Raw genomic sequence first — 23,797 nt, 5'->3', positions numbered from 1 at the left:
TTCCCCGATTCAACGAGTGTTCCTTCTTCATGACCCCCCAATTCCGTCGCAACGCCATCGGCGCTGCCGTTCTTTCGCTCGCCTCGGTGGCGAGCCTGGCCCAGACCGCCGACACCGCTGCCGCCCCGACTGCTGACGCCACCAGCCTGCGCGAGGTCACCGTCACCGGCAATCCGCTGGGCGCGAGCGACCTGATCGCGCCGACCACCTCGCTGTCGGGCGACCAGCTGCTGCTGCGCTCCGAATCGACGCTGGGCGAAACGCTGAACAACCTGCCCGGCGTGAGCAGCAGCTACTTCGGCCCCAACGCGAGCCGCCCCAGCATCCGCGGGCAGGACGGCGACCGCATCCGCATCCTGCAGAACGGCGGCGGTGCGCCCGACGCCTCGGCCCTGAGCTACGACCACGCGGTGCCCGTCGACGCGCTGGTGACCGAGCGCATCGAGGTGCTGCGCGGCCCCTCGGCGCTGCAGTACGGCGGCAGCGCCGTGGGCGGCGTGGTCAACGTGATCGACAACCGCATCCCGACCGAGCCCATCAACGGCTTCGGCGGCCGTGCCGAACTGGGCTACGCCAGCGGCAACAAGGAAAAGAGCGGCGGCGTGCTGCTCGAAGGCGGCAACGACCGCTTCGCCCTGCACGTCGACGCCTTCAACCGCGATTCGAAAGACATGTCGGTGCCGATCGACCTCGAATGCAGCAAGCCCGGGCGCCCGTCGCTCGCGCGCCGCATCTGCAATTCAGAGAACCAGGCGAACGGCGGCGCGGTCGGCGGCACGCTCTTCTTCAGCCAGGGCTGGATCGGTGCCTCGGCCAGCACCTACCGCAGCAACTACGGCACCGTGGCCGAGGATGACGTGACCATCGGCATGAAGTCCGACCGCTACGCGCTGGAAGGCGAATGGCGCCCGGGCGGCTTCATCCGCAGCATCCACGCCAAGGTGAGCCGCACCGACTACCGCCACACCGAGTTCGAGGGCCGCGAGGCCGGCACCACTTTCTCGAACCTGAGCAACGACCTGCGCATCGAGGCGCGGCACGAGAAGATCGGCAACCTCGAAGGCCTGGTCGGCTTCAGCCGCGAGACCAACCGCTTCGCCGCCGACGGCTCGGAGGCCTTCGCGCCGCACAGCCGCACGCGCTCCAACGCGCTGTTCCTGCACGAAGAGCTCGGCACCTCGTGGGGCCGCCTGAGCTTCGGCGCGCGCACCGAGAAGGTCACGGTGCGCTCGCTGGGCTACCCCGACGACCTGTCGGTGACGCGCTTCGCCATCGGCGAGCGCACCTTCAACCCGCACAGCGCGGCGCTCGGCGCGCTGGTCAATCTCACGCCGCAGTGGCAGCTGACCTCGAACCTGGCCTACACCGAGCGCGCACCGAAGGACTACGAACTGCTCGCCAACGGCCCGCACGTGGCCACGGCGGCCTGGGAAGTGGGCGACCCGAACCTGGGCAAGGAAAAGTCCACCGGCTTCGACCTGGGCGCGCAGTGGAAGTCGGGCCCGAACACGGCCCGCGTGAACGCGTACGTCACGCGCTTTCGCAACTACATCGGCCTGACCGCGTCGGGCCGCACGCTCGACGAGGAAGGGCAGGTCGTCACCGACCCCGAAGCGACCGACACGCTGGCCGAGTACCGCTACGGCGGCATGCGCGCGCGCTTCACCGGCATCGAGGCCAACGGCAACCTGCGGCTGCTGGGCACCGACGGCTTCGCGCGGATGGCCGACGCGGGCACGCTCGACCTCGAGTGGCGCGGCGATATCGTGCGCGCCAAGAACCTCGACACCGGCGAGCCGCTGCCGCGCATCGCGCCGCTGCGCCTGGGCGCCACGCTGGCCTACGGCAACGGGCCGTGGACCGCGCGCGTCGGCTTCGACTACAACGCGGCGCAGCGCCGGGTGCCGAGCGTGGGCGCGCGCGAGACGGACGCGTACACGCTGTGGAACGCGTCCATCAGCTACCGCATGAAGGTGCAGCGCGCCAACCTCACCTGGTACGCGCGCATGGACAACATCGGGAACACGCTGGCCTACACGCCGACCTCGATCCTGACGACCACGGTGTTCCCGAAGGCGCCGCTGCCGGGGCGTTCGCTGAAGGTGGGCCTGCGCGTCACGTTCTGACGCGCTGGCCTTCCGGGCGACGGGCGCGCGCTATCCTCGCCGGGTGAATTCGTTCGTCATTTCTTCCCTGCTGCCCGTCGTTCTCCTCATTGCCGCCGGCTACCTTGCCGGACGGCGCCGGTGGATCGGCGGCAATGCGGTGAAAGACCTGTCGAACCTCATCTTCCTGCTGCTCGCGCCCGCGCTGCTGTTCCGCGCCATGAGCACGGTGCACGTGCAGCAGCTGAGCCTGAAGCCCGTGGCGGCGTACTTCATCGCCTCGGGCCTGCTGTTCGCGGCCACGCTCGCGTGGCGCGGCTTCAACCGCACGGGCGCGGTGCTCGCGCTGGCCAACACCTACAGCAACACCGTGATGATCGGCATCGCGCTGATCGGCCTGGCCTACGGCGAGCCCGGCATGGTGGTGCTGCTCACGCTGATCTCGCTGCATTCGCTCGTGCTCATGACCAGCGCCACCGTGGTGCTCGAGCTGGCCGTGGCGCGCGAGCATGCGGCGGTGAGCGGTGCCGACCGGCGCTCCATGGCGCGCACCGTGGGGCGCGCGCTGCGCAACGCCATCATCCATCCGGTGCCGCTGCCGATCATTGCGGGCCTGCTGTTCGCGCAGACGGGCCTCGTGATGCCCGAGGTGATCGACAAGCCGATCCAGCTGCTGGGCCAGGCCTTCGGGCCGGTCGCGCTGGTGATGGTGGGCATCACGCTCGCGCTCACGCCCATCGGGCGCCACTGGCGCGGCGCACTGGTGCAGGCGCTGGTGAAGAACCTCGTGCACCCGCTGCTGGTGGCGCTCATCGGCTGGCTGCTGGGCGTGCGCGGCATTCCGCTCACCGTGATGGTGGTGGCGGCGGCGCTGCCCATCGGCGCCAACGTGTTCCTGTTCTCGCAGCGCTACCGCAGCGCAGAAGACCTGGTCACGGCCAGCGTGGCGGTGTCGACCGTGCTGGCGCTGGGCACGCTCACGCTCGTGATGGTCTGGGTGCAGTGGTTGCCATGAAGGAGCTCGCCCCCAGGCTTCGCGCACTTCGTGTCGCTACGCCAACCCCCTACCGGGGGCGACACCAGCAGCCCGGCAAAGCCGGTTCTGCGGTGTCCCACGACTGAATCGCGCCAGTTTCATGGCGCGCCGGATTCCGGCGTTTTCGCGAACTTTTGCCCGACTGAGCGACAGCGCTAGCCCTATGCCGTTTGGCAGGGGTGGCCGTTTGGTGGGCTGGCGAGCGGCGTTCGCGCCCCTACATTTGCCGGCTGATGACGATCTACCCGGCGCGTGTTTCGCCCCTTGCCCTTGCAGTGACGGCGGTGGTCGCGACGGTGATCGCGCTGTACGGCGCACGCGCGCATGCGGCGGGCGAGGCCAAGCCATGCCGCACGCCCTGCCTGGCCGTTCCCGTGCCGGCGGAGGCGCCGCCGGCCAAGGAAGCGGAGCCCAAGCCCGCCGTCGTGCGGCCCGCGCCGAAGCCGCGCCCGCAGATCACCGCCACCGCAGCCCCGGCCCCAGCGCCCGAGGCGCATCGCGAACCCGTCGAGCGCCGCCCCGCGCCTTCGAAACGCTGCAGCGAGATCAACATGCGCGCCGCCGTCGGCGAGCCGCTGTCCGACCAGGACATGACCATTTTGAGGAGCCAGTGCTGATGACCACGACCACCACCACCAACACCGCCGCCCCCCGCACCCTGTGGCGCGTGCTGGCGCTGTGCACCGCCGCGTTGCTGGCCGCCGCCTGCGCGCACCGCCCCGCGTCCAGCAGCGCCATGCCCTTCGACCAGGCCGTCACCCAGGCGGTCGACGACCTCATGGTGCAGACCCAGAAACTGCCGGCCTTCCTGGCCAAGGTGGAGTCGACGCTGACGCAGCGGCGCATCGTGATCGACCCGCTGCTCGAAGGCGCGAGCGGCCAGCAGACCGAGGTGACGCGCGTGGCCGAGCAGCGCATCGTGCAGCGCATGCAGGCGCAGTTCAAGCAGTTCACCGTGACGCCGTTCAACGCCAACGAGATCGGCAACGCGCAGTACGTGCTCAACGGCACGCTGGTGCGCGACAAGGACGCCTCGGGCGCGCCGTACCGGCTGAACCTCGCCATGACCGAGATCAAGAGCGGCATGGTGATCGCGCAGTCGGTGGCGCGCATCAGCGATGCCTCGCTCGACACACGGCCCACCGCCTTCTTCCGCGACAGCCCCGTGAACGGCAAGGACCGCGGCGTGGAGGGCTACATCCGCACCGCCGAGACGCCGGCCGGGCAGGCCGCCGACGCGCTGTACCTGGAGCGCCTGCCGACCGCCACGGTGCTGCAGGAGGCCACCGCCGCCTACGAGGCCGGCCGCATGAGCGAGGCCCTGAACCGCTACGAGGCCGCGTCGAAGCGGTCCGATGGTCAGCAGCTGCGCATCTACAGCGGGCTGTACCTCACGCAGTCGCAGCTGGGCCGCACGGCCGATGCCGAGCGCACCTTCGGCACACTGGCGCGGCTGGGGCTCGAGAGCAACAACCTGAGTGTCAAGTTCCTGTTCAAGCCGGGCTCGACCGACTTCCTGGCCGACCCGAAGATCAGCGCGGCCTACCCGATGTGGCTGCGCCAGATCGCGCGGCAGGCGGCGCAGATCGAGTCGTGCGTGGTGGTCACGGGCCACACGAGCCGCACGGGCTCGGAGGCGGTCAACGAGCGGCTGTCGCTGCAGCGCGCAACCAGCGTCAAGGCGCGGCTGGTGGGCGAGGCGCCGCCGCTGTCGAAGAAGCTGCGCGAAGCCGGCATGGGCTTTCGCGAGAACATCGTCGGCACGGGCGCCGACGATGCGAGCGACGCGCTGGACCGGCGCGTCGAGTTCAAGGTGGCCGGTTGCGAGGCCTGAGCCAGGCTCAGGGCGCGAGCCGTTCGCGCACCCAGTCCGCACCTTCGAGCCGGTAGCGTAGCCGGTCGTGCAGCCGGCTCTTGCGGCCCTGCCAGAACTCCCAGCGGTCGGGCACGAGACGGAAGCCGCCCCAGTGCGGCGGACGCGGCGGCGAGAGCAGGTGCTTGGCGGCGTACACGGCGGCGTTTTTCACCAGCACGTCGCGCCCACTGATCACTTCGCTCTGCGGGCTGGCCCAGGCGCCGATGCGTGAATCGAGCGGGCGGCTGGCGTAGTAGGCGTCGCTCTCCTCGGCGCTGACCCTTTCCACGCGGCCCTCGATGCGCACCACGCGCTCCAGCTCGACCCAGTGGAACTGCAGCGAGGCATACGGGTTGCCCGACAGCTCGCGGCCCTTGCGGCTGTCGTAGTTGGTGTACCAGACGATGCCGCGCGCGTCGTAGCCCTTGATGAGCACGATGCGGCTGGACGGCCGCAGGTCGCTGCCCACGGTGCTCAGCGTCATCGCGTTGGGCTCGGGGATGTGCGCGTCGACGGCCTCGGTGAGCCAGCGCTCGAACTGCTGGAGCGGGTCGGCGGCGCTGCGGGTCTCGTCGAGCTCGGCGCGCTCGTAGCTCTTGCGCAGCGCGGCCAGCGCGTCCTTGGAAAGAGGAGAAGAAGTCATGCCGGGATTGTTGCGCACATACTCGGCCCATGACGACGACCGAGGCGAACTCCCCGACCGTGATCGTGCTGGCCTCGGGCCGTGGCGAGCGTTTCATCGCGGCCGGCGGCACGGGTTCCAAGCTGAAGGCGCTGCTCGCAGGCCGGCCGGTGCTCGAGCGCACGCTCGACGCGGTGCACGCGAGCGGCCTGCCGTGGCACCTGGAAGACGCGGGGCACCCCGGCATGGGCGATTCGATTGCCGCCGCGGTGCGCGCCACGCCCCACGCGGCGGGCTGGCTGATCCTGCCGGGCGACCTGCCGCTGGTGCAGGCCGCGACGCTGCGGGCGGTGGCCGCCGCGCTCGGCGGGCGGGTGAATGCCGTGCAGCCGCAGTACCGGGGCGAGCGCGGGCATCCGGTGGGCTTTGCGGCGGGCTGCGGGGCGCAGCTGGCGGCGCTGGAGGGGAACCTGGGCGCATCGTCCGTCCTGCGGGCGATGCGTGCCATCGATGCGGTCGTCGACCTGGCGGTGGACGATGCCGGCGTCGTGACCGACATCGACACGCCCGAGGCCCTGGCGCGGGCCGAGGCGCTCTGGCAGGCGCGCGCGGGCGCCTGACCACTCACACTTTTTGCTTAGTTCTGGGCAACGACCGCGCAGAGCACGCGTGGGCCGGAGTTGCCGGCGGGCTGCGTCGTGAAGTCGTCGCGGTCGCGGTGCACCACGAGCGCACGGCCGCGCACGTTGTTGGCGGTGCCGTCGGTCAGCGAGATCGCGTGGTTCTCGACGCTGAAGCGCGCCACGCCGCTGGCATCGGCCACGAGGCTGGGCAGCTCGCCGGCATGGCTGCCGGGGGCGGAGAACTTGCCGTGCGTGCCGCCGGCCGGGTTGAAGTGGCCGCCCGAGGCGTTGCCGTTGTTGCCGCAGTCGCCCTTTTCATGGATGTGGAAACCGTGCTCGCTGCCCGGCGCCAGGCCGCGCACCTCGCCGGACACGCGCACGCCGTGGTCGAGGGCGGTGAGCGTCACCGAGCCGCGCGCGGGGTTGGGCGTGACGGCGGCGGTCGGCGTCAGCTCGACCGTGGTGCTCGGCTTGCCGCCCATGCTGCCGCAGGCGGCGAGCACGGCAGTGGCGAGGAGGGCGGTGCCAGTGGCGAGGAGACGGCGATGGATCATTGGTTTTCCTTGTTGATGAACGGGGTGGAGGGTTGAGAGGACGCGGTGTCCGAAGACCCCGCAACGTATACCGGAGCCGGGGCTGTCCCGCAATCGGCGGGTGTCTGAAATGGCGGCTCGGCGGCCAGCGCCACCAGCCGGGCCAGCGCGGCGTCGTGGATCGCGTGGCGCCGCAGCTCGAGCAGGGTCTGGCGCGCGTAGTCGAGCGAGCTGCCGTAACGGCCCACGGCATTCGCGAAGATGTGGCGGTAGCGCTCGTCGCTGAGCTCGCCCGTGAAGTTGGGGCTGCGCCGCGACAGCGTGAAGGCCAGCGCGCGCACCGGCCCTTCGGCGGTGCCGCATTGCAGCCACTTGGGGTCGTACACGCCGGTCGGCATCTCGCGCAGCCAGAGGCGCTTGAGCGTCTCCAGGCCCTCGGCCTTCGGCACGCGGAACACCACGCCCCGGCAGCTGCCGCCCGAGAGCAGCCCGAACACCAGGCCCGGCGTCTGCACGCTGCCGCGGTTGACGCGGCTCCACATCTTGAGCGCGCGGTGCCAGCCGTGCACCGAGGCCGCGCGCCGTTCCGCAAAGCCGAATTCGGGCCGCCAGATCAGCGAGCCGTAGCCGAACAGCCAGAGATCGTCGCGTCCGCCCCAGTCGGCGATCGCGCGTTCCAGCATCGGCTGCGGGTCGCGCAGCGGACGGGGCATGGGGTCCAGCCCCGGCGGACCGGGGTCCGGCGCGACGGCTGACACGGGGGTGTCGGGGGTGGCGCCTACAATTTCGTGATCATGGTTCACCGCACCATTATTTACCGACCCCTTTCCTACGGAGATCGCGCTTCCATGAACAACGACGACAGCCAGCAGAATTTCGCCCTCGGCTTCCTGGTGGCATTGATCATGCTCGTGATCATGTTCGTGATCGGCGTCGCCTTCTGGCACAAGGGCCTGGGCGCGACGGCCGCGCAGGCCAAGCCCGCTGTCGCCGCTTCGGCGGCAGCGGCGCCGGGCGGCGCGGTGCAGGTGACCGAAGTCACCGAGACCGTCACCGTGGTGATCCCCGACGGCGCCAGCATCCGCGTGGTCGGCGGCGTGGTGAACTTCTACTTCGCGACCGGCAGCGCCGACCTCGCACCGGGCGCCGCCGAGGCGCTGGCCGTGGTCATCAAGGGCGTCGAGGGCGGCCGCAAGGCGGTGGTCTCGGGCTTCCACGACGCCACCGGCGATGCCGCCGTGAACGAGGAACTGGCCAAGAAGCGCGCCCAGATGGTGCGCGAGGTGCTGGCGGGCCTGGGCGTGCCGGCCGAGAAGATCGACCTGCAGAAGCCCGCCGTCACCGCCGGATCGGGCAACAACGCCGAGGCGCGCCGCGTCGAGGTCCGGCTGGTCGACTGAGCGATCCGGCCTTTTGCATCCCCCAAGGAAAAACCCGGCATGGCCGGGTTTTTTTGTGCCTGCACGCGACCGGGTGCATGCCTGAGTAATTTCGTATCGTTCTGCGGCCTGATTTCATCGGGGCGTCGCGCTCGAATTGGTACGATGGGCCTCCAGGCCCACAGTCGCGCCGGCGACACGCAGCAAGAGCCAACTTCCCCATGAGCAGCACACACCCCACCGTCCGCGACGTCACCGATCGCATCCGCGCGCGCAGCCGCGACACGCGCAGCACCTACCTCACGCGCCTGGCCGAGATCCGCGCCCGCGACCGCGGCTCCGACCGCATGGGCTGCGCCAACGTGGCGCACGCCGTGGCCGGCATCCCGGCCAACGACAAGTTCAAGGTGGTGGCCGAGCGCGCGCCCAACCTGGGCATCGTCACCGCCTACAACGACATGCTCTCGGCCCACGCGCCGTACCAGGGCTACCCGGACATCATCAAGCAAGAGGCCCGCCGCCACGGCGCCACCGCGCAGGTCGCCGGCGGCGTGCCCGCCATGTGCGACGGCGTCACGCAGGGCACGCCCGGCATGGAGCTGAGCCTGTTCAGCCGCGACCTGATCGCCATGAGCACCGCCGTCGCGCTCACGCACGACATGTTCGACGGCGCGCTGATGCTCGGCGTGTGCGACAAGATCGTGCCGGGCCTCTTGATCGGCGCGCTGCACTTCGGCCACCTGCCCACCGTCTTCGTGCCCGCCGGGCCGATGCCCTCGGGCCTGTCGAACACCGCCAAGTCGAAGGTGCGCGAGCAGGCCGCGCAGGGGCTCGTGGGCCGCCAGGGCCTGCTCGAGGCCGAGATGGCCGCCTATCACACGGTCGGCACCTGCACCTTCTACGGCACCGCCAACAGCAACCAGATGCTGCTGGAGGCCATGGGCCTGCACGTGCCCGGCACCGCCTTCATCCAGCCCGGCGACGCCATGCGCGAAACGCTCACGCGCGAAGCGGTGCGCTCGGTGCTCGGCAAGGCGAGCGACACGGCCTTCAACTGCCCGCCGATTGGCGAGATGGTCGACGAGCGCTGCATCGTCAATGCCATGGTCGCGCTGCTGGCGACGGGCGGCTCCACCAACCACCTGATCCACTGGGTGGCCGTGGCGCGCGCCGCGGGCATCCTCATCGACTGGGACGACTTCTCCCAGCTGTCCGACGTGGTGCCGCTGCTCACGCGCGTGTACCCCAACGGCAGTGCCGACGTGAACGAGTTCCAGGCCTGCGGCGGCCCGGGCTTCGTGATCGGCGAGCTGGTCGAGGCCGGCCTCATGCACGCCGACGTGCTCACGGTGCGCGCCGGCGGCATCCGCGAATTCGCCAACATCCCGTCGCTGGCCGGTGAGAACACGCTGCAATGGACGCCCGCTGCGCCGCTGCAGAAGGAAGCCGTCACGCGCCCGGTGGCCAGCCCCTTCAGCGCCACCGGCGGCCTCAAGCTGCTCAGCGGCAACCTGGGGCGCAGCGTGATCAAGGTGTCGTCGGTGCCCGACGACCGCCACGTCATCGAAGCGCCGGCGCGTGTGTTCGACTCGCAGGCCGCGCTGCAAAAAGCGTTCACGGCCGGCGAGCTGGAGCGCGACGTGGTCTGCGTGGTGCGCTGGCAAGGCCCGCAGGCCAACGGCATGCCCGAGCTGCACAAGCTCACGCCGCCGCTGTCGGTGCTGCAGGGCAAGGGCTTCCGCGTGGCGCTGGTGACCGACGGCCGCATGAGCGGTGCCTCGGGCAAGATCCCGGCCGCCATCCACGTGTCGCCCGAAGCGGCCGCCGGCGGCCCGCTGGCCAAGGTGCGCGACGGCGACCTGATCCGCCTCGACGCCGTAGCGGGTACGCTCGCCGTGTTGCTGCCCGAAGACGAATGGGCCGCGCGCGAGACCGCGACGCTGTCCGACGCGCAACGCATCGCGGACGGGCACGGCCTGGGCCGCGAACTGTTCGCCGGCATGCGTCGCAACGCGCTGACCGCCGAAGAGGGCGCCTGCACTTGGCTGTGAACACAAGCATCGACCGCAAAGTGATGCGCAACGTAATGGAGCTATGACATGACAGACAGACTCACCCCCCTCGACGTGATGCGCGACGCCCCGGTCATCCCGGTCATCGTGCTCAACGACGTGAAGCACGCCGTGCCCCTGGCGCGCGCGCTGGTCGCAGGCGGCATCCGCATGCTCGAAGTGACGCTGCGCACGCCGCAGGCGCTGCAGTGCATCGAGGCCATCGCCAAGGAAGTGCCCGAGGCCGTCGCCGGCGCGGGCACCATCCGCAGCGCGGCCGACGCACAGGCCTCGGCGCTGGCCGGCGCCAAGTTCGGCGTGAGCCCGGGCTACACGCGCGCGGTCGGCAAGGCCTGCCACGACCTCGGCCTGCCGCTGCTGCCCGGCGTGGCCACCGGCAGCGAGATCATGACGGCGCAGGAAGACGGCTACACCCAGCTGAAGTTCTTCCCCGCGCTGCAGGCCGGCGGCCTGCCGATGCTCAAGGCCTGGCAGGGCCCGTTCGGCGACGTCACCTTCTGCCCCACGGGCGGCATCCATGCGGGCAACGCGGCCGAGTTCCTCGCACTGTCGAACGTGGCCTGCGTGGGCGGTTCGTGGATCGTGCCGACCGACGCCATCCGCGACGGCGACTGGACCCGCATCGAGCAACTGGCGCGCGCCGCGAGCCAGCTGCCCCGCTGAGCATGTCGGCCGATTTCGACGCGGGCGACCTCAAGGTCATCGCGTTCGACGTGTTCGGCACGGTGGTCGACTGGCACAGCGGCATCGCGGCCGAGGTCGAGCGCGTGCTGCCCGGCGTGGACGGCGCGGCCTTTGCGCTGGCCTGGCGCGCCGGCTACCAGCCCGCCATGAAGGCCGTGATGGAACGCATCGCGGCCGGCGAGGGCGGCTTCACGCTGCTCGACGAGTTGCACCTGAGCATGCTCGAACAGGTGCTGCACGACTTCAGCCTGGCCGACCACCTCGACAGCGCCGCCAAGCGCGACCTGAGCCGCGCCTGGCACCGCCTGCCGGCCTGGCCCGATGCGGTCGAGGGGCTCACGCGGCTGAAGAAGAAGTTCACCATCTGCACGCTCTCCAACGGCAACATCGGCCTGCTCACCGAGATGGCCAAGCGCGCCGGCCTGCCCTGGGACTGCGTGCTGTCGGCCGAGGTGTTCAAGGCCTACAAGCCCGACCCGCGCACCTACCTCGGGGTGGCGGGCGTGTTCGACGCGACGCCGGGGCAGGTCATGCTCGCCGCGGCGCACCACGACGACCTGGCGGCCGCGCGCGTGTGCGGCCTGAAGACGGCGTACATCGAGCGGCCCCACGAATTCGGCCGCAACCAGCCGAAGGACGTGTCGCCGCAGCCGGACAACAACCTGCATGTGCGCGACATCGTCGCGCTGGCCGACCGGCTGGGCTGCTGATCGATCAGTCCGTGATGAGCTTTTCCACCGTGCGCAGGTTGCGCGTGGTGGTGCTCGACTTGTAGCGGGTCTTCGCAAGCAGCTTCGCGACCGGCGTCTCCAGGCTTTCGCCGCGCGGGCACTGCCAGTACAGCACGCCATCGCCGCGCACCAGCTGTTCGACCTTGGCGTCGACCGTGCCGGCTTTGTCCATGATCTCGTCGAGCATCGCGGCGTCGGAGCCGAACACGAGGTACGGATGGTGCGTGTCGTCGATGCGCTCAAAGGGGTAGCTTGCGGCCATGTCGGCCACGCGCTGCTGCGTGAGCAGCACGATCCACGCCTCGTAGCCGAAGCACTGACGCAGCGCCTGCTCGATGCGCGTGCGCAGCGCGGCGGCATCGGGCGCGTCGGTGTCGAACAGCACGTTGCCGCTGGCGAGCACCGTGCGCACCGCGCCGAAGCCGAGTTCGTCGACGAACAGCGCCTTCAGGTCGGCGCTCTTGATCGTGATGCCGTTGACGTTCACGCCGCGCAGCAGGGCGACGTAGCGCGTCAGCGGCGCGTCTTTCTTCTTTGTCTTCGGGCTTGCCATGGCGTGGGGTGTGGCCCGAAGCGGCTCAGCGCAGGCCGCCGCCCGCGGCGTTCTCGTTGCGCTGGATCAATTCAATCTTGTAGCCGTCAGGGTCCGTCACGAAGGCGATCACCGTCGTGCCGCCCTTGACCGGACCGGCCTCGCGCGTCACGTTGCCGCCCGCGGCCTTGATCTTGTCGCAGGCCGCGTAGGCATCGGGCACGCCGAGCGCGATGTGGCCATAGGCGGTGCCGAGCTCGTAGCTCTCGGTGCCCCAGTTGTAGGTGAGCTCGATCTCGGCCTGGTCAGGGTTGCCGTTGCCGTAGCCGACGAACGCGAGGCTGTACTTGTACTCGGGGTTTTCCGACGTGCGCAGCAGCGTCATGCCGAGCACCTGCGTGTAGAAGTCGATGGAGCGCTGGAGATTGCCAACGCGCAGCATGGTGTGGAGAAGTCGCATCTCGTGGGTCGTGTCGTTATGGGGGATGGCGCTATTGTCGCCCTCTGGTCCGGGCGATCAAGCGGCCAGCGTCAGCAGGTGCGCCTGGTACTTCTTCAGGAAATCCATCAGATGCCGTGGGTACTCGGGCACCACCGCCGCGCGCACGCTGGGGCGCGCCGCCAGCGCGTGGCGCCAGGCGTTCACCTTGGGCAGCGCGTCGAACAGGTGCGAATCGCTGATCGCGTCGAACACTTCGAAGTAGCGGAACACCGGTGCGAACACCGCGTCGACGAGGCTGAAGGCTTCGCCCGCGAAGTAGGGGCCTTGCGCCAGCGCGGCCTCGACGCGTTCGAACTTGGCGGCCAGTGCCTCGCGCTTCTGCGCGAACACGGCGGCGTCCTGTGTGGTCTCGTAGCCCCACAGGTCGGCGAGGATGGCCGAGCCGAACTCCATCCATGCACGGTGCTGTGCACGTGCGAGCGGGTCTTCGGGGTGCAGGCGGGCGCCGGGTTGCGTTTCCTCGAGGTACTCGCAGATCACGTTGCTCTCGAACAGCACGGCCTCGGTGCCGTCGGGGCGCTGCACCTTCAGCAACGGCACCTTGCCCAGCGGCGAGATGTCGAGAAACCATTGGGGCTTGTTCGCGAGATCGATCACGACGCGCTCGAAGGGCACGTTCTTCTCGTGCAGCGCGATCGCGGCGCGTTGCACGTAGGGGCACAGCAGGTGGCTGACGAGGGTGAGGGCCTGGGTCATGGGGCGTTCCGCTTTCGAAGGGTTTGGGTCGGGATCGCCGCGATTCTTGCGGGCCTGAACAACCTTTTCTGGAAAAGCCCATTCGGGCGCCGCCCGGTAGCTACGGCTTGGGAAAGAGGTACGCGTCGGCCGCAGGTTTGAGAAGGGGCTTGAGTTCGGTGAACGGCAGCGCCACCGTGGTGCCGAGGCAGGCGCCGAGCGCATGCGGCACGCCGCTGACCGCGACGGCCAGCGCATCGCGCCCGCGGGTGCGCTCGAAATGCAACGCCAGGTACTCGGGCCACACCTCGTCGCAACCCGTGTAGTGCTGCGGGTCTGCGGCGGCTGCGGATTCGGGCCCGCGTCCCTGTGCTTTCAGCTTCTTCCCGATCAGCGCCATGAGCGTCTTGCTCGGCGCGAACCCGTCCGGTGTCTGGGTGAACGCGCGGAACAGGCGATCGAAGTCGAGGTACTCGCCACGGACCAGGTCGAGCGTGTAGGGCGCGTAGTGGTTGTGGGGATGGGCGCCGCCGCAGTCGGCGCTTCCCGATTCGACGACGCTCATCAGCGTCGGGCTGAGAAAGGTGACGCGCACCGATTCCGCGTCGTAGTTTCCCAGCGAGCCGGCTGCCGGGTGCGTCGCGGTGTAAAGGGTGGCCTTGCATTCGAGCGCGGCGAGGCTGAGCTGTCCGTGCCTGCGCGCGAGGATGGCGTTGACCTTCTCGACCACGCGTGCATTCGGGTGTCGCGTGAGCCGCGGATAGGAAAAGCGCGTGCGCGGATCGATGACCATGCGCCATGCCACCGCTCCGCTGACGTGCTCCGCGCCTTGCTTGAGCGGGGTCTGCAGCTTCAGGTGGTCGTAGGGTGCCGTCTCGATGGAGATCGGCGCGTCCGAAGCCGCGCCGGTGGTGTTGCCTGGCGGGATGGCGCGCGTCACCGGCGCAGTGGCGCCGGGACTCCGGTCTGGGTCGTACTGGCGAACTTGCCGAAGCTCGAACGCGACGTTCTGCTTGCCGGGGCCATCGCTCCAGCTTCCGGCAAAGGTGCCGTCGACGACTTGGCCGCGCCACGTCGGGCCCGGCTGCCGGGTCTGCGCATCTTCGAACAACGGCGCGTTGCCGCCTTGTGCCGCCCGGTACATCGCCTCGCCCTGGATCGGGAGGGCTTCCACGAGCTTCGTCACTGGCCCGGAGAGCGGAATGTCGACACCGTGGCGGCGATAGAAATACCGCCCGCCGCCAGTGGCATTCACTTCGAGCACGACCTCGCTGGTGCCGAGGGTGCCTTGGTAGACCGTGCGGACTTCTGCCATGGCCGGCATCGCCGACCCGAGCAATGTCGCCCACGCGAGGAAGAGTCGGGTCGCCTTGTGCATCGGAGCGCCTCCCTTTACGAGGCCGTCTCCAGCCAGTGCGTGATCCGCCCGTTGTGCATCACGCCGATGCGGTCGGCCATCGCATGCGCCTCGGCCTCGTTGTGCGTGACGAGGATCGCGGTCTGGCCGGCCTTCTTCAGGATGCCGCGCACCTCGCCGGTCAGGCGCTCGCGCGTGCCGCCGTCGAGGTTGGAAAACGGTTCGTCCAGCAACAGCAAGGCGGGCGAGGGCGCCAGCGCGCGGGCCAGTGCGATGCGTTGCTGCTGGCCGCCCGACAGTTCGTGCGGGTAGCGCTCGCCGGCCTCGGCCAGGCCGACCAGCGCGAGCATCTCGGCCACGCGCGCCTGCTGCGCCGCGCGGCCCAGGCGGCGCAGGCCGAAGGCGACGTTCCTGGCGGCCGACAGGTGCGGGAACAGCGCGTACTCCTGGAACATCATGCCCACGCGCCGCTGCTCGGGCGGCAGGTGCTTCTGCGGCGACGACAGCAGCGTGTCGCCGAGGCGGATGGTGCCGGCGCGCACGGGCTCGAAGCCGGCGATGGCGCGCAGCACCGTGGTCTTGCCGCAGCCCGAGGGGCCGAACAGGCAGGCGATCTCGCCCGCGGGCAGGTCCAGCGAAAAGCCGTCGACCACCGTGTGCGGGCCGCGCGGCGTGTCGTACGCGAGCTGGAGCGAGTCGAGATGAAGCGGGGAACTCATGCGGGGTCCGTGTCGGGAGGCGTCACCGCCGGTGTCGTGCCGAGCTGGTTGCGCGCCAGCAGCACCACCGGCAGCAGGCCGGCGACCACGATGGCCAGCGCGGCGATCGCGCCTTCCTCGTAGGTGCCGCGCGCGGCCTCGGCGTAGAGCCAGGTGGCGAGGGTGTCGAAGTTGGCCGGGCGCAGCAACAGCGTGGCCGGCAGCTCTTTCATGGCGTCGACGAAGACCAGCAGCGCGCCCGCCGCGATGGCGGGCTGCAGCAGCGGAAGGTGCACGCGGCGCAGCGTGCCGCCGGTGGTTTCGCCGAGCAGGCGCGAGGCCTGCTCGATGGCCGGCGGAATGCGCGCCAGCCCGGCCTCGATGCCACCCACGGGCATCGCAAGAAAGCGGATCGCGCAGGCCATGACCAGCACGATGCCCGCGCCCATCAGCGGCAGGCCCTGCCAGCCCATCGCGCCGGCCAGCGCCGCGTCGAAGGCCAGCGCCGGCGTCAGCAGGCCGATGGCGAGCACGGTGCCCGGCACCGCGTAGCCCAGCGTGGCCACGCGCGCCTGCCAGCGGGCGCGGTTGAGGCTCGTGCCCTGGCTGCGCGAGGCCCAGGCCACGACCAGCCCCGCCGCCACGGCCACCACCGTCACGCCCGCCGCGAGCGCCAGCGTGTTGCCCAGGCTGGCCACGAGGCCCTGCGAAATGCCGCCGCCCTGGTACAGCCGTTTGCCGCTTTCCCAGACCAGGTACAGCGCGGGCGCGACAAAACCGATCAGCACCGGCAGCGCCGCCGTCGCGGTCGCCGCCCAGGCCGCGCCACCGTGCAGGCGCCGGGGCTGCACCGCGCGCATGCGCTGCGCGGAGCCGAAGCGCTGGTGCTGGCGGCCGTTGCGTTCGAGCCAGACCAGCGCCACCACCACGAACAGCATCGCGCAGGCGATCTGCGCGGCGCCGGCCAGGTCGGAGCGCGTGATCCAGGTGGTGTAGACCGCCACCGTGAGCGTGTTCACGCCGAGGAATTCGGAGGCGCCGATGTCGTTGAGCGTCTCGAGCAGCGCCAGGCTCAAGCCCACGGCCAGCGCCGGCCGCGCCAGCGGCAGGGCCACGCGAAAGAAGGCGCCGCGCCGGTTCTCGCCCAGCGTGCGCGCCGCTTCCAGCAGGTGCGCCGGCTGGGTCATGAACATCGCGCGCGCCGTCATGTAGACGTACGGATAGAGCACGAAGCCCAGCACGAAGATCGCGCCCGGCATCGAACGCAGGTCGGGCAGACGGAACTGGCGCGGGCTGTCGAAGCCCAGCATCCAGCGGATCGCGCCCTGCACGGGGCCGATCGGGTGCAGCAGGTCGAGGTAGGCGAAGGCGACGATGTAGGTCGGCATCGCCAGCGGCAGCAGCAGCGCCCAGTTGAGCACGCCGCGGCCGGGGAAATCATGCGCCGTGACCAGCCAGGCACAGCCGGTGCCGATCACGAGGACGAGGGTGCCGACGCCCGCGAGCAGCAGCGCCGTGTTGAGCGCCGCCTGCGGCAGCACGTGCGCGAACAGCGGCCCCCAGTGGCCGACGCCCGAGCCGAACGCGAGCCAGGCCAGCGTGAGCACCGGCGCGAGCACGCCGAGGGCGATCAGGAACGACGCGCAGCGCCATGCCGGGCCCGCGGCGCGCAGGCCCGGCGGCTGGCGCCGCGAAATCAGCATTCAGTTGCCGGCAAGGTGTGCCCGGCCATGCAAGGTCACTGGTCGAAGCCGACCTTGTCGACGAGGGCGCTGGCCTGCTTGCGGTACTTGGCAATCTCGGTCAGCGGCAGCGGGTCGACCTTCAGTTCGCCGATGGACTGGCCGATGATCGGGTCGAGGGCCACGCCCTTGCGCACCGGGTATTCGTAGTTGGCGTCGGCGTACAGCGCCTGGGCCGGTTCCGACACCAGGAACTCGAGCAGCTTGACCGCGTTGGCGCGCTGCGGCGCGTTCTTGGCCACGGCCGCGCCGCTGATGTTCACATGCGTGCCGCCGCTCTTGGCGCTGGCGAAGGTCGGGCGGATCACCTTGATGGCGTCGCCCCACTTGCGCGCGTCGGTGCCTTCCTTGGCGCTCTTCATCTGGCCGACGTAGTACGAGTTGGCCACGCCGATGTCGCAGATGCCGCCGAGGATGTCGCGCGCCACGTCGCGGTCGCCGCCGGTGGCCTTGCGCGCCAGGTTGCCCTTGACGCCGCGCAGCCACTGCTCGGTCTTGGCTTCGCCGTCGTGCGCGATCATCGCGGCCACCAGGGCCGTGTTGTAGGGGTGCTGGCCGGCGCGGATGCAGACCTTGCCCTTGTACTTCGGGTTGGCCAGGTCTTCGTAGCGGAAGCTGGTCAGCGGCTGGTTCTTGTCGGCGTACAGCACGCGCGCGCGCAGCGAGAGCGCGAACCACTGGCCGTCGGCGCCGCGCAGGTTGGCCGGAATGGCCGACTCGAGCGCAGCCGACTTCACCGGCTGCGTCACGCCGCCTTCGACGAGGTCGACGAGGTTGCCGATGTCCACCGTCATCAGCACGTCGGCCGGCGAGCGCGCGCCTTCGGCCTTCACGCGCTCCAGCAGGCCGTCTTTCACGAACACCGTGTTGACCTTGATCTTGCTCTGCGCGCTGAACGCCGAGATCAGCGGCTGGATCAGCGCCGGCTCGCGCGTCGTGTAGAGCGTGAGCTCGTCATTGGCGGCGTGCGCGGGCAGGGCGGAGAGGGCGAGCCAGGCGGCGGAAACGCCGAGGAGGGCGTGCGCCACGCGGCCCTGGGGGCCGGAACGGTCGGTCATGAAGGATCCTCCAGGTGCGGTGAGGTGTTCTAGGAAAGGCATCGGCGACGACGGGTGCGTCGCTGATGAGAACAATTATCACTGACGGGGAGGGGTGGGTTTTCCTTTGGCTTACGGGTTGAGGGTTTACTGCGATGCGCTCGGCTGGGGGCTCTAGGCCGTCAAGGTGAAGCGCTCCGCAAGGACTTGGCAGCCGGTGACACGACAGCGCGACTGCCATTCCGTTACGCCAGCTGAAACGGAGTGGCGTCCAAGGAAACAAGGGCAGGCTCGGGGCTCTTTCCTATGCCGTCAGCGCCACCACCTCAGCGTCAGTGAGCTTCTGCGGCTGGTAGCGCAGCGCGCGCACATGAAAGAAGGGCTGGTTGCCCCCGTAGCAGAGATTCCCGATCCCGAGGAAGGCAAAGGGTGAGACTGCCGCCAACGCGACCTTCCTCAGCGTTTGACCGTTGCACCCGAAACGAACTCCGTCGACGCCGTAGCTGATCGACGCCTTCACTGTGCCGCCCTCCGGCGTGCCAGCAAGGTTGGCTGTCGAGGTGCTGGGCCCGACGACACCGTTGGTCACCGAAACGGCGTGTGCAGTGCCGGTAGGGTTGAAGCCGATGCCAAGACGGTTCGAGGACGTGGCTCCGATCTCCACCAGGGTCCGAGACTCTGCGGGCCCCATGAGCGGGCGACCGAACTCCATGAAGATCGTGCCCTCGGTTGCATTGCACCAGCCCTTGCTCGTATCGACACGGACGTTGTCGCCTGCGCGCGTCGTGGCCGCTGAGGTCGCGGTGTCCGCTTGGCGGGTCGCGGCGACCGAGGTTGCCGCGTCAGCAAGGCGGGTCACAGGGGCCGTCGTGGTCGGAACGTAGCTTGACGCGAACGAGGCCTGTTCGAGCTGGTATCCGGTGACCTTGAAGGTCCGTGCACTGTTGGCGGCGTACTTGTAGATTCCAGCGCCACCGGCGGGTGCTGCGCCAGTTGTCGCCCAGCCAGAGACCTTGTACACACCATTGCCGACGTGCACTACCGATGTGGCTCCTGTTCCAACAGCACCGTTGGCGATCACCATCGCCAAATCCGCACCTGCCCCCAGACCGAGAACAGGCGGAAGGCCATCATCCATTTTCACAAAGGCTGAAACCACGTAAGTCGTCGACGCGGCAAGGGTGGCCGCCTTGACCGCGTAGTTGTATGGGCCGGTCGGTGCTTGGAATGCAAGCCCTGTTGTGAATCCGAGCCAATCTACCGTCGTGGCCGTCACACCATTGCGGGTTGGCGCATCCGAAACACCGTTGCGGAACTCGCTTTCGGTGAACAGGTTCGCGCCCTCCGCCTCCTGCATCAGCCAAGGCGCAATGGTCGGGTCGGCGGGGTTGTAAGTCATCCGCGCTGCGCCGACCACAGCGGTCTTCATTGCGCCGGTCGAATCGAAGTAGGTCCCGATGGAAGCACGTCCGGTAAAGGTCTCGACGCTCGGAACGTAGCTTGTAGCAAAGGCGCCCGTTTCGAGCTGGGCGCCCCAGATCTGAAATGCACCGTGGTCGGTGCCGTCGCCGACATGAAATGGGTAGATGGCAAGCGTATCGCCGACGGTGATCCCCGTAGACTGGGTGAATGCGCAGCGGAACCATCCGCCGCCTACCGACCGCATTTCCCACCCATTGCCCGAGATAGAAGGACTGCCACCATGAAGCGTGGCATAGCCGAAAGTGAACTGCGCCGCTGTGGTCGTATTGCGCAGCTGTAGCGACACTGGAGCGTTCCTCGATACGTTTTTCAGATAGACGGAGAACGTCATCACCGTCGATGTAGCAGCCGCCGACTGGCCCAATGATCCGGTAGGTGTTCCGGAGACCTCGACGGCTCGCAATGTCCCGTCGGGGGCCAACTTGCCGGTCGCACGTGAGACTGCGCCGGCAAAGAACCATGGAACCAAATGCATGTCGCTGCTCTTGAGCAGGATGTTGGTGCGCTGCTCTTCCACCATCAGCACAGGCGGCAACGCCAGATTCGACGGCTCGTAGCTGTTGCGCGCAACGCCTGCCGCCGCATAGCGCAGGATGCCTTTGGCGTCGTAGTAGCTGCCGATCGAGGCCCGTGCCGTGACTCCGTCCCAACTGGGGATGTAGGAGCTGGCGAACGCACCCACTTCGAGCTGCGCACCCCAGATGTAGAGGCCGGCGACGCCGTCGCCGGGACCGGTGCCGGTAGCCGCTGCGCCGGGGTAGACGGCCGCGGTCAGCGCCGCGGATGCGTCTGTCGTGAAGACGATCTCGACCCTGCGCCACCCACCGCCGACATCGACGATCCGTTTCGACACCTCCGTAAAGACAGAGGTGGTGAAGAGGGAGATGGTCAAGGCCGACAGGTCGAAGGCGAAGCTGATTCTTTCGCCTGTTGTCGCGCCGGAAGCAAAGGCCCATCCATTCGAGGAGCCTGCGGCCTTCGCATAGAAAGAAAAGGCGTAGATGATTGCGGCCGCCGCTTTGGCAGTCGTCTGCGACGCGCGGCCCACGGACGCGATCCCGCCGTTGAGCAAGGTCAGCTTGCAGGCATCCCAACGTCCGTTCGGCGCCTGGGCTGCGCCAGGCACGGCGGTGACGCTCGTCTTCGCCCAGACCGCGTTTTCAAATCGCGACGAAAACGCCAATTGGTTGATTCGCGCGTTTTCAATGAGCAGCCCCTTCGCCACCTTCGTGATCGGATCGAAGTCGAAGCGCGGCGTGGCGCAGGGCTCGATGAAGCCTTGGGCGTTAACGCGAGAGCCGTTCGTGCCGCCCGCATAGGTGAACAGCTCGGCAAAAGTCTTTTCGGTAAGTGTCGTTGTCATCTGGTTGAGTCCTCTGCGGGCTGCCTTGCGCGAACGCAGGCGGTACCTTCGGGTTCGGCGGCGGAGGGTTCCGCCGCCGGCCAGCCCATGGCGGCCATGGCAGTCTTTTCCTTGGTTGGCGATGACGACTTTCTCGCCGAACGCCCCAACGAAAAAGGCCGACATATGTCGGCCTTCAAAGAAGTGAGGGGCGCCCCGCAATTCAACGAGAGCGGGGTCTTTGGGACCTCACCGCCCCGCCGGCACCTCGAACACCAGGCACGTCGTCGTCGCATGCGCATACAGCGTGCCGTCCGCCCCGACCAGCCGCGCCTCGGCGGTGGCGAGCTGCTTGCCGCAGTGGATCACCTTGCCCTCGGCGCGCACGCGCTGCACCTTCGGCGTGAGGCCCTTGACGTAGTTCACGCTGAGCTCGGCCGTCGTGTACGCGCGACCGGGCGGCATCATGGTGTGGACCGAGCAGCCCAGCGCCGAGTCGAGCATCGTGGCGACCCAGCCGCCGTGGATGGTGCCCAGCGGGTTCAGGTGCTGCGGCAGCGGCGTGCCCTGGAAGATGGCGATGCCCTTGCTGACCGAGACGATGGTGAAGTCCAGCGTCTTGGCGATGGCGGCGTAGGGAATCTCGCCGTTGAGCATGGCCTGCATGACCTCCAAGCCGGTCTTGCCGGCGACCTGCTCGGGGCGCGCGAGCCCGGGGCCGGGACCGTTCTCGAGGCGCTCGGCGATCTGCCGTTCTTCGGCGATCCATGCGTCGAGCAGATGGGAGGGGGTGTCGGTGAAAGCTTGCTGCGTCATGCCTGTGTTCCTGCTGGGGGCTTTGCGTGGAGGGGTTGATTGCATATGCAATAGTTGCACATACAATAATACCCCATGGACACACCCACCCAACCCCGCGGCTGCACCAGCTTCAAGACGCGCCAGCTGATGCGCCGCCTGACGCAGCACTATGACGCCGAGGTGTCGCGCAGCGGCCTCAAGACCACGCAGTACTCGCTGCTGTCGCACCTCAAGCGCCTGGGCCCGATGCGCCCGGTCGACCTGGCGGGCGAACTGAAGATGACCGCGTCCACGCTGAGCCGCAACCTGCAGCCGCTCATCACCGCGGGCTGGGTGGCGCAAGTGGCGGGCGCGGATGCGCGCAGCCGGCTGGTGTCGCTCACCGACGCCGGCGACGCCAAGTGGCGCGAAGCGCAGCAGCACTGGAAGACGGCGCAGCTCAAGCTCAATGCGCTGCTGGGCGTGGAGCGCGTGCTGGCGCTGCATGCGCTCATCGACGAATCGCTCGCGCTGCTCGGCACGGGCGAGCCGGTCGACGTGCAGGACTGACGCTTCCCGCCACCCCCACAACGAACACGTTCCGCGTCTACGAAGCCGCGCGGCCGGATTCCCTGTCTCTTCGTTTCTCCCCCGACCCATTCCAACAGTTCCAGAGGTCCCATGTTCGCCACCCACGTCTCCGCATGGCTGCAGCGCCGCGGCATCCACTACGGCTGGATCGTCGCCGCCGTCACCTTCCTGACCATGCTCACCATGTCGGCCGCGCTCGGCCTGCCGGGCGCGATGATGAAGCCGCTCGGCGAGGAGTTCGGCTGGAGCACCGAGCAGATCTCGTCCGCGCTCGCGCTGCGCTTTGCGCTGTTCGGCCTCATGGGCCCGTTCGCCGCGGTGCTGATGGAGCGCTACGGCCTGCGCGCGGTGATGTGCGCCGGCCTCACGCTGGTCGGCCTGGGCATGGCGCTGGTCACCACGGCCTCGCAGCTGTGGCAGCTGTTCGTGCTGTGGAGCCTGATGCTCGGCCTGGGCACCGGCATGACGGCGCTGGTGCTCGGCGCCGTGGTGGCCAACCGCTGGTTCGTCGCGCGGCGCGGCCTGGTTGTGGGCATGCTCACGGCCAGCGCGGCCACCGGCCAGCTGGCCTTCCTGCCGCTGGCGGCCTGGATGATCGAGCACTGGGGCTGGCGCTCGGCCATCGTGCCGATCGTGGTCGGCAGCGTGGTGATCGCGCTGCTCGCGCTGTGCCTGGTGCGCAACCGGCCGTCGGACATCGGCCTGCTGCCCTACGGCGAAGCGCCCGGCACGCAGCCGGCGCCGGCGCCCGCGTTCACGATGAACTTCGCCACGCCGTTTCGCGTGCTGCGCGAGGTGGCGACCAACCGCACCTTCCTGATCCTGGCCGGCACCTTCTTCATCTGCGGCCTGAGCACCAACGGCCTGGTGCAGACGCACTTCATCTCGCTGTGCGGCGACTACGGGATGAGCGCCGTGCCCGCCGCCTCGGTGCTCGCGATGATGGGCGCCTTCGACTTCGTCGGCACCATCCTGTCGGGCTGGCTCTCCGACCGCTACGACAACCGCAAGCTGCTCTTCTGGTACTACGGCCTGCGCGGGCTGTCGCTGTTCTGGCTGCCGCATTCGGAGTTCACGATCTACGGCCTGGGCCTGTTCGCGATGTTCTACGGCCTGGACTGGATCGCCACCGTGCCGCCGACCGTCAAGCTCGCGGGCGCCGCCTTCGGCCCCGCGAAGGTCGGGCTGGTGTTCGGCTGGATCTTCGCGGCCCACCAGCTGGGCGCGGCCACAGCGGCCTATGGCGCGGGCTTTGCGCGCACGCTGCTGCTGACCTACACGCCCGCGCTGTACACGGCCGGCGCGGCCTGCCTGTTCGCGGCGCTGATCGTGATGGCGATCCGCCGTCCCGCCAAGACCGCCGCTGCACCGGCCACGGCCACCACCAACGCCGCCGCACGCGCCTGACTGCCGGAGATCCGC

23 protein-coding genes are annotated in these 23,797 nt (G+C 69.2%); 11 read left to right on the top strand and 12 right to left on the bottom strand.

The window, feature by feature from the left end:
• Nucleotides 1–29 precede the first annotated feature (29 nt).
• From AC07SQ_RS25710 to AC07SQ_RS25695, 4 genes are all read left to right on the top strand, one after another.
• Nucleotides 30–2,126: a TonB-dependent receptor gene (locus tag AC07SQ_RS25710; RefSeq protein ID WP_495271755.1), complete on the top strand. Its 2,097-nt coding sequence runs from the start codon at nt 30–32 to the stop codon at nt 2,124–2,126.
• 43 nt (nt 2,127–2,169) lie between these two features.
• Nucleotides 2,170–3,120 carry an AEC family transporter gene (locus AC07SQ_RS25705; RefSeq protein ID WP_139702887.1) on the top strand — a complete coding sequence of 317 codons (951 nt, stop codon included), beginning with the start codon at nt 2,170–2,172 and terminating at the stop codon, nt 3,118–3,120.
• 254 nt (nt 3,121–3,374) lie between these two features.
• Nucleotides 3,375–3,758 carry a hypothetical protein gene (locus AC07SQ_RS25700; protein WP_495271754.1) on the top strand — a complete coding sequence of 128 codons (384 nt, stop codon included), beginning with the start codon at nt 3,375–3,377 and terminating at the stop codon, nt 3,756–3,758.
• The gene (locus AC07SQ_RS25695) at nt 3,758–4,975 is read left to right on the top strand and encodes an OmpA family protein (protein WP_495271753.1); all 1,218 of its coding nucleotides are present in this window, start codon (nt 3,758–3,760) and stop codon (nt 4,973–4,975) included. The genes AC07SQ_RS25700 and AC07SQ_RS25695 overlap by 1 nt, the downstream gene beginning before the upstream one ends.
• 7 nt (nt 4,976–4,982) lie before the next feature.
• Here AC07SQ_RS25695 and pdxH read toward each other — a convergent pair whose 3' ends face one another.
• Nucleotides 4,983–5,639, bottom strand: a complete 657-nt coding sequence (pdxH, locus tag AC07SQ_RS25690) for a pyridoxamine 5'-phosphate oxidase (protein ID WP_495271752.1) — start codon at nt 5,637–5,639, stop codon at nt 4,983–4,985.
• A 29-nt stretch (nt 5,640–5,668) separates the two neighbouring features.
• On the opposite strand from pdxH, the gene AC07SQ_RS25685 reads away from it, so the two are divergent.
• Complete coding sequence (locus AC07SQ_RS25685) at nt 5,669–6,238, top strand: nucleotidyltransferase family protein (protein WP_495271751.1); 570 nt, start codon at nt 5,669–5,671, stop codon at nt 6,236–6,238.
• 17 nt (nt 6,239–6,255) lie between these two features.
• Here the strand turns inward: AC07SQ_RS25685 and AC07SQ_RS25680 are convergent, their stop codons facing one another.
• Nucleotides 6,256–6,795, bottom strand: coding sequence for a superoxide dismutase family protein (locus AC07SQ_RS25680; RefSeq protein ID WP_495271750.1), 540 nt, complete (start codon nt 6,793–6,795; stop codon nt 6,256–6,258).
• The gene (locus AC07SQ_RS25675) at nt 6,792–7,487 is read right to left on the bottom strand and encodes a gamma-glutamylcyclotransferase (protein ID WP_495271749.1); all 696 of its coding nucleotides are present in this window, start codon (nt 7,485–7,487) and stop codon (nt 6,792–6,794) included. The genes AC07SQ_RS25680 and AC07SQ_RS25675 overlap by 4 nt, the downstream gene beginning before the upstream one ends.
• Before the next feature lie 135 nt (nt 7,488–7,622).
• Between AC07SQ_RS25675 and AC07SQ_RS25670 the strand changes: the two genes are divergently transcribed.
• The 4 genes from AC07SQ_RS25670 (at nt 7,623) to AC07SQ_RS25655 (ending at nt 11,619) form a co-directional block, all read left to right on the top strand.
• The gene (locus AC07SQ_RS25670; protein WP_495271748.1) at nt 7,623–8,174 is read left to right on the top strand and encodes an OmpA family protein; all 552 of its coding nucleotides are present in this window, start codon (nt 7,623–7,625) and stop codon (nt 8,172–8,174) included.
• Nucleotides 8,175–8,374: 200 nt separating this feature from the next.
• Nucleotides 8,375–10,204, top strand: coding sequence for a phosphogluconate dehydratase (gene edd, locus AC07SQ_RS25665; RefSeq protein ID WP_495271747.1), 1,830 nt, complete (start codon nt 8,375–8,377; stop codon nt 10,202–10,204).
• 48 nt (nt 10,205–10,252) lie between these two features.
• Complete coding sequence (gene eda, locus AC07SQ_RS25660; protein ID WP_095949017.1) at nt 10,253–10,888, top strand: bifunctional 4-hydroxy-2-oxoglutarate aldolase/2-dehydro-3-deoxy-phosphogluconate aldolase; 636 nt, start codon at nt 10,253–10,255, stop codon at nt 10,886–10,888.
• 2 nt (nt 10,889–10,890) lie between these two features.
• Nucleotides 10,891–11,619, top strand: coding sequence for a haloacid dehalogenase type II (locus tag AC07SQ_RS25655; RefSeq protein ID WP_062480144.1), 729 nt, complete (start codon nt 10,891–10,893; stop codon nt 11,617–11,619).
• 4 nt (nt 11,620–11,623) lie between these two features.
• Here the strand turns inward: AC07SQ_RS25655 and AC07SQ_RS25650 are convergent, their stop codons facing one another.
• The 9 genes from AC07SQ_RS25650 to AC07SQ_RS25610 form a co-directional block, all read right to left on the bottom strand.
• Nucleotides 11,624–12,193 (bottom strand): DUF1697 domain-containing protein, encoded by a 570-nt coding sequence (locus AC07SQ_RS25650; protein WP_159275905.1) that lies wholly within the window; start codon nt 12,191–12,193, stop codon nt 11,624–11,626.
• Nucleotides 12,194–12,218: 25 nt separating this feature from the next.
• On the bottom strand, nt 12,219–12,632 hold the full coding sequence (gloA, locus tag AC07SQ_RS25645) for a lactoylglutathione lyase (RefSeq protein WP_070062472.1): 414 nt from the start codon (nt 12,630–12,632) through the stop codon (nt 12,219–12,221).
• 57 nt (nt 12,633–12,689) lie between these two features.
• Nucleotides 12,690–13,370: a glutathione S-transferase family protein gene (locus tag AC07SQ_RS25640; protein ID WP_159275906.1), complete on the bottom strand. Its 681-nt coding sequence runs from the start codon at nt 13,368–13,370 to the stop codon at nt 12,690–12,692.
• Between the two features lie 100 nt (nt 13,371–13,470).
• Nucleotides 13,471–14,727, bottom strand: coding sequence for a hypothetical protein (locus AC07SQ_RS25635; protein WP_495271746.1), 1,257 nt, complete (start codon nt 14,725–14,727; stop codon nt 13,471–13,473).
• A 14-nt stretch (nt 14,728–14,741) separates the two neighbouring features.
• On the bottom strand, nt 14,742–15,425 hold the full coding sequence (locus AC07SQ_RS25630) for an ABC transporter ATP-binding protein (protein WP_495271745.1): 684 nt from the start codon (nt 15,423–15,425) through the stop codon (nt 14,742–14,744).
• Nucleotides 15,422–17,107, bottom strand: coding sequence for an ABC transporter permease (locus tag AC07SQ_RS25625; RefSeq protein ID WP_495271744.1), 1,686 nt, complete (start codon nt 17,105–17,107; stop codon nt 15,422–15,424). The genes AC07SQ_RS25630 and AC07SQ_RS25625 overlap by 4 nt, the downstream gene beginning before the upstream one ends.
• 35 nt (nt 17,108–17,142) lie before the next feature.
• On the bottom strand, nt 17,143–18,204 hold the full coding sequence (locus AC07SQ_RS25620) for a Fe(3+) ABC transporter substrate-binding protein (RefSeq protein ID WP_159275910.1): 1,062 nt from the start codon (nt 18,202–18,204) through the stop codon (nt 17,143–17,145).
• 283 nt (nt 18,205–18,487) lie between these two features.
• Entirely contained in the window at nt 18,488–21,193 is a 2,706-nt protein-coding gene (locus AC07SQ_RS25615; RefSeq protein WP_495271743.1) for a phage head spike fiber domain-containing protein, read from the bottom strand.
• Nucleotides 21,194–21,256: 63 nt separating this feature from the next.
• Complete coding sequence (locus AC07SQ_RS25610; RefSeq protein ID WP_070062479.1) at nt 21,257–21,823, bottom strand: PaaI family thioesterase; 567 nt, start codon at nt 21,821–21,823, stop codon at nt 21,257–21,259.
• Between the two features lie 75 nt (nt 21,824–21,898).
• On the opposite strand from AC07SQ_RS25610, the gene AC07SQ_RS25605 reads away from it, so the two are divergent.
• Nucleotides 21,899–22,354 (top strand): MarR family winged helix-turn-helix transcriptional regulator, encoded by a 456-nt coding sequence (locus AC07SQ_RS25605; RefSeq protein WP_070062480.1) that lies wholly within the window; start codon nt 21,899–21,901, stop codon nt 22,352–22,354.
• A gap of 111 nt (nt 22,355–22,465) precedes the next feature.
• A complete protein-coding gene (locus AC07SQ_RS25600; RefSeq protein ID WP_495271742.1) occupies nt 22,466–23,782 on the top strand; it encodes an MFS transporter in 1,317 nt (438 codons plus the stop codon).
• Nucleotides 23,783–23,797 lie beyond the last annotated feature (15 nt).

This window comes from Variovorax sp. GW821-FHT06D12 (genome assembly GCF_059419205.1).
This window is presented reverse-complemented; position numbering and strand designations above follow the sequence as displayed.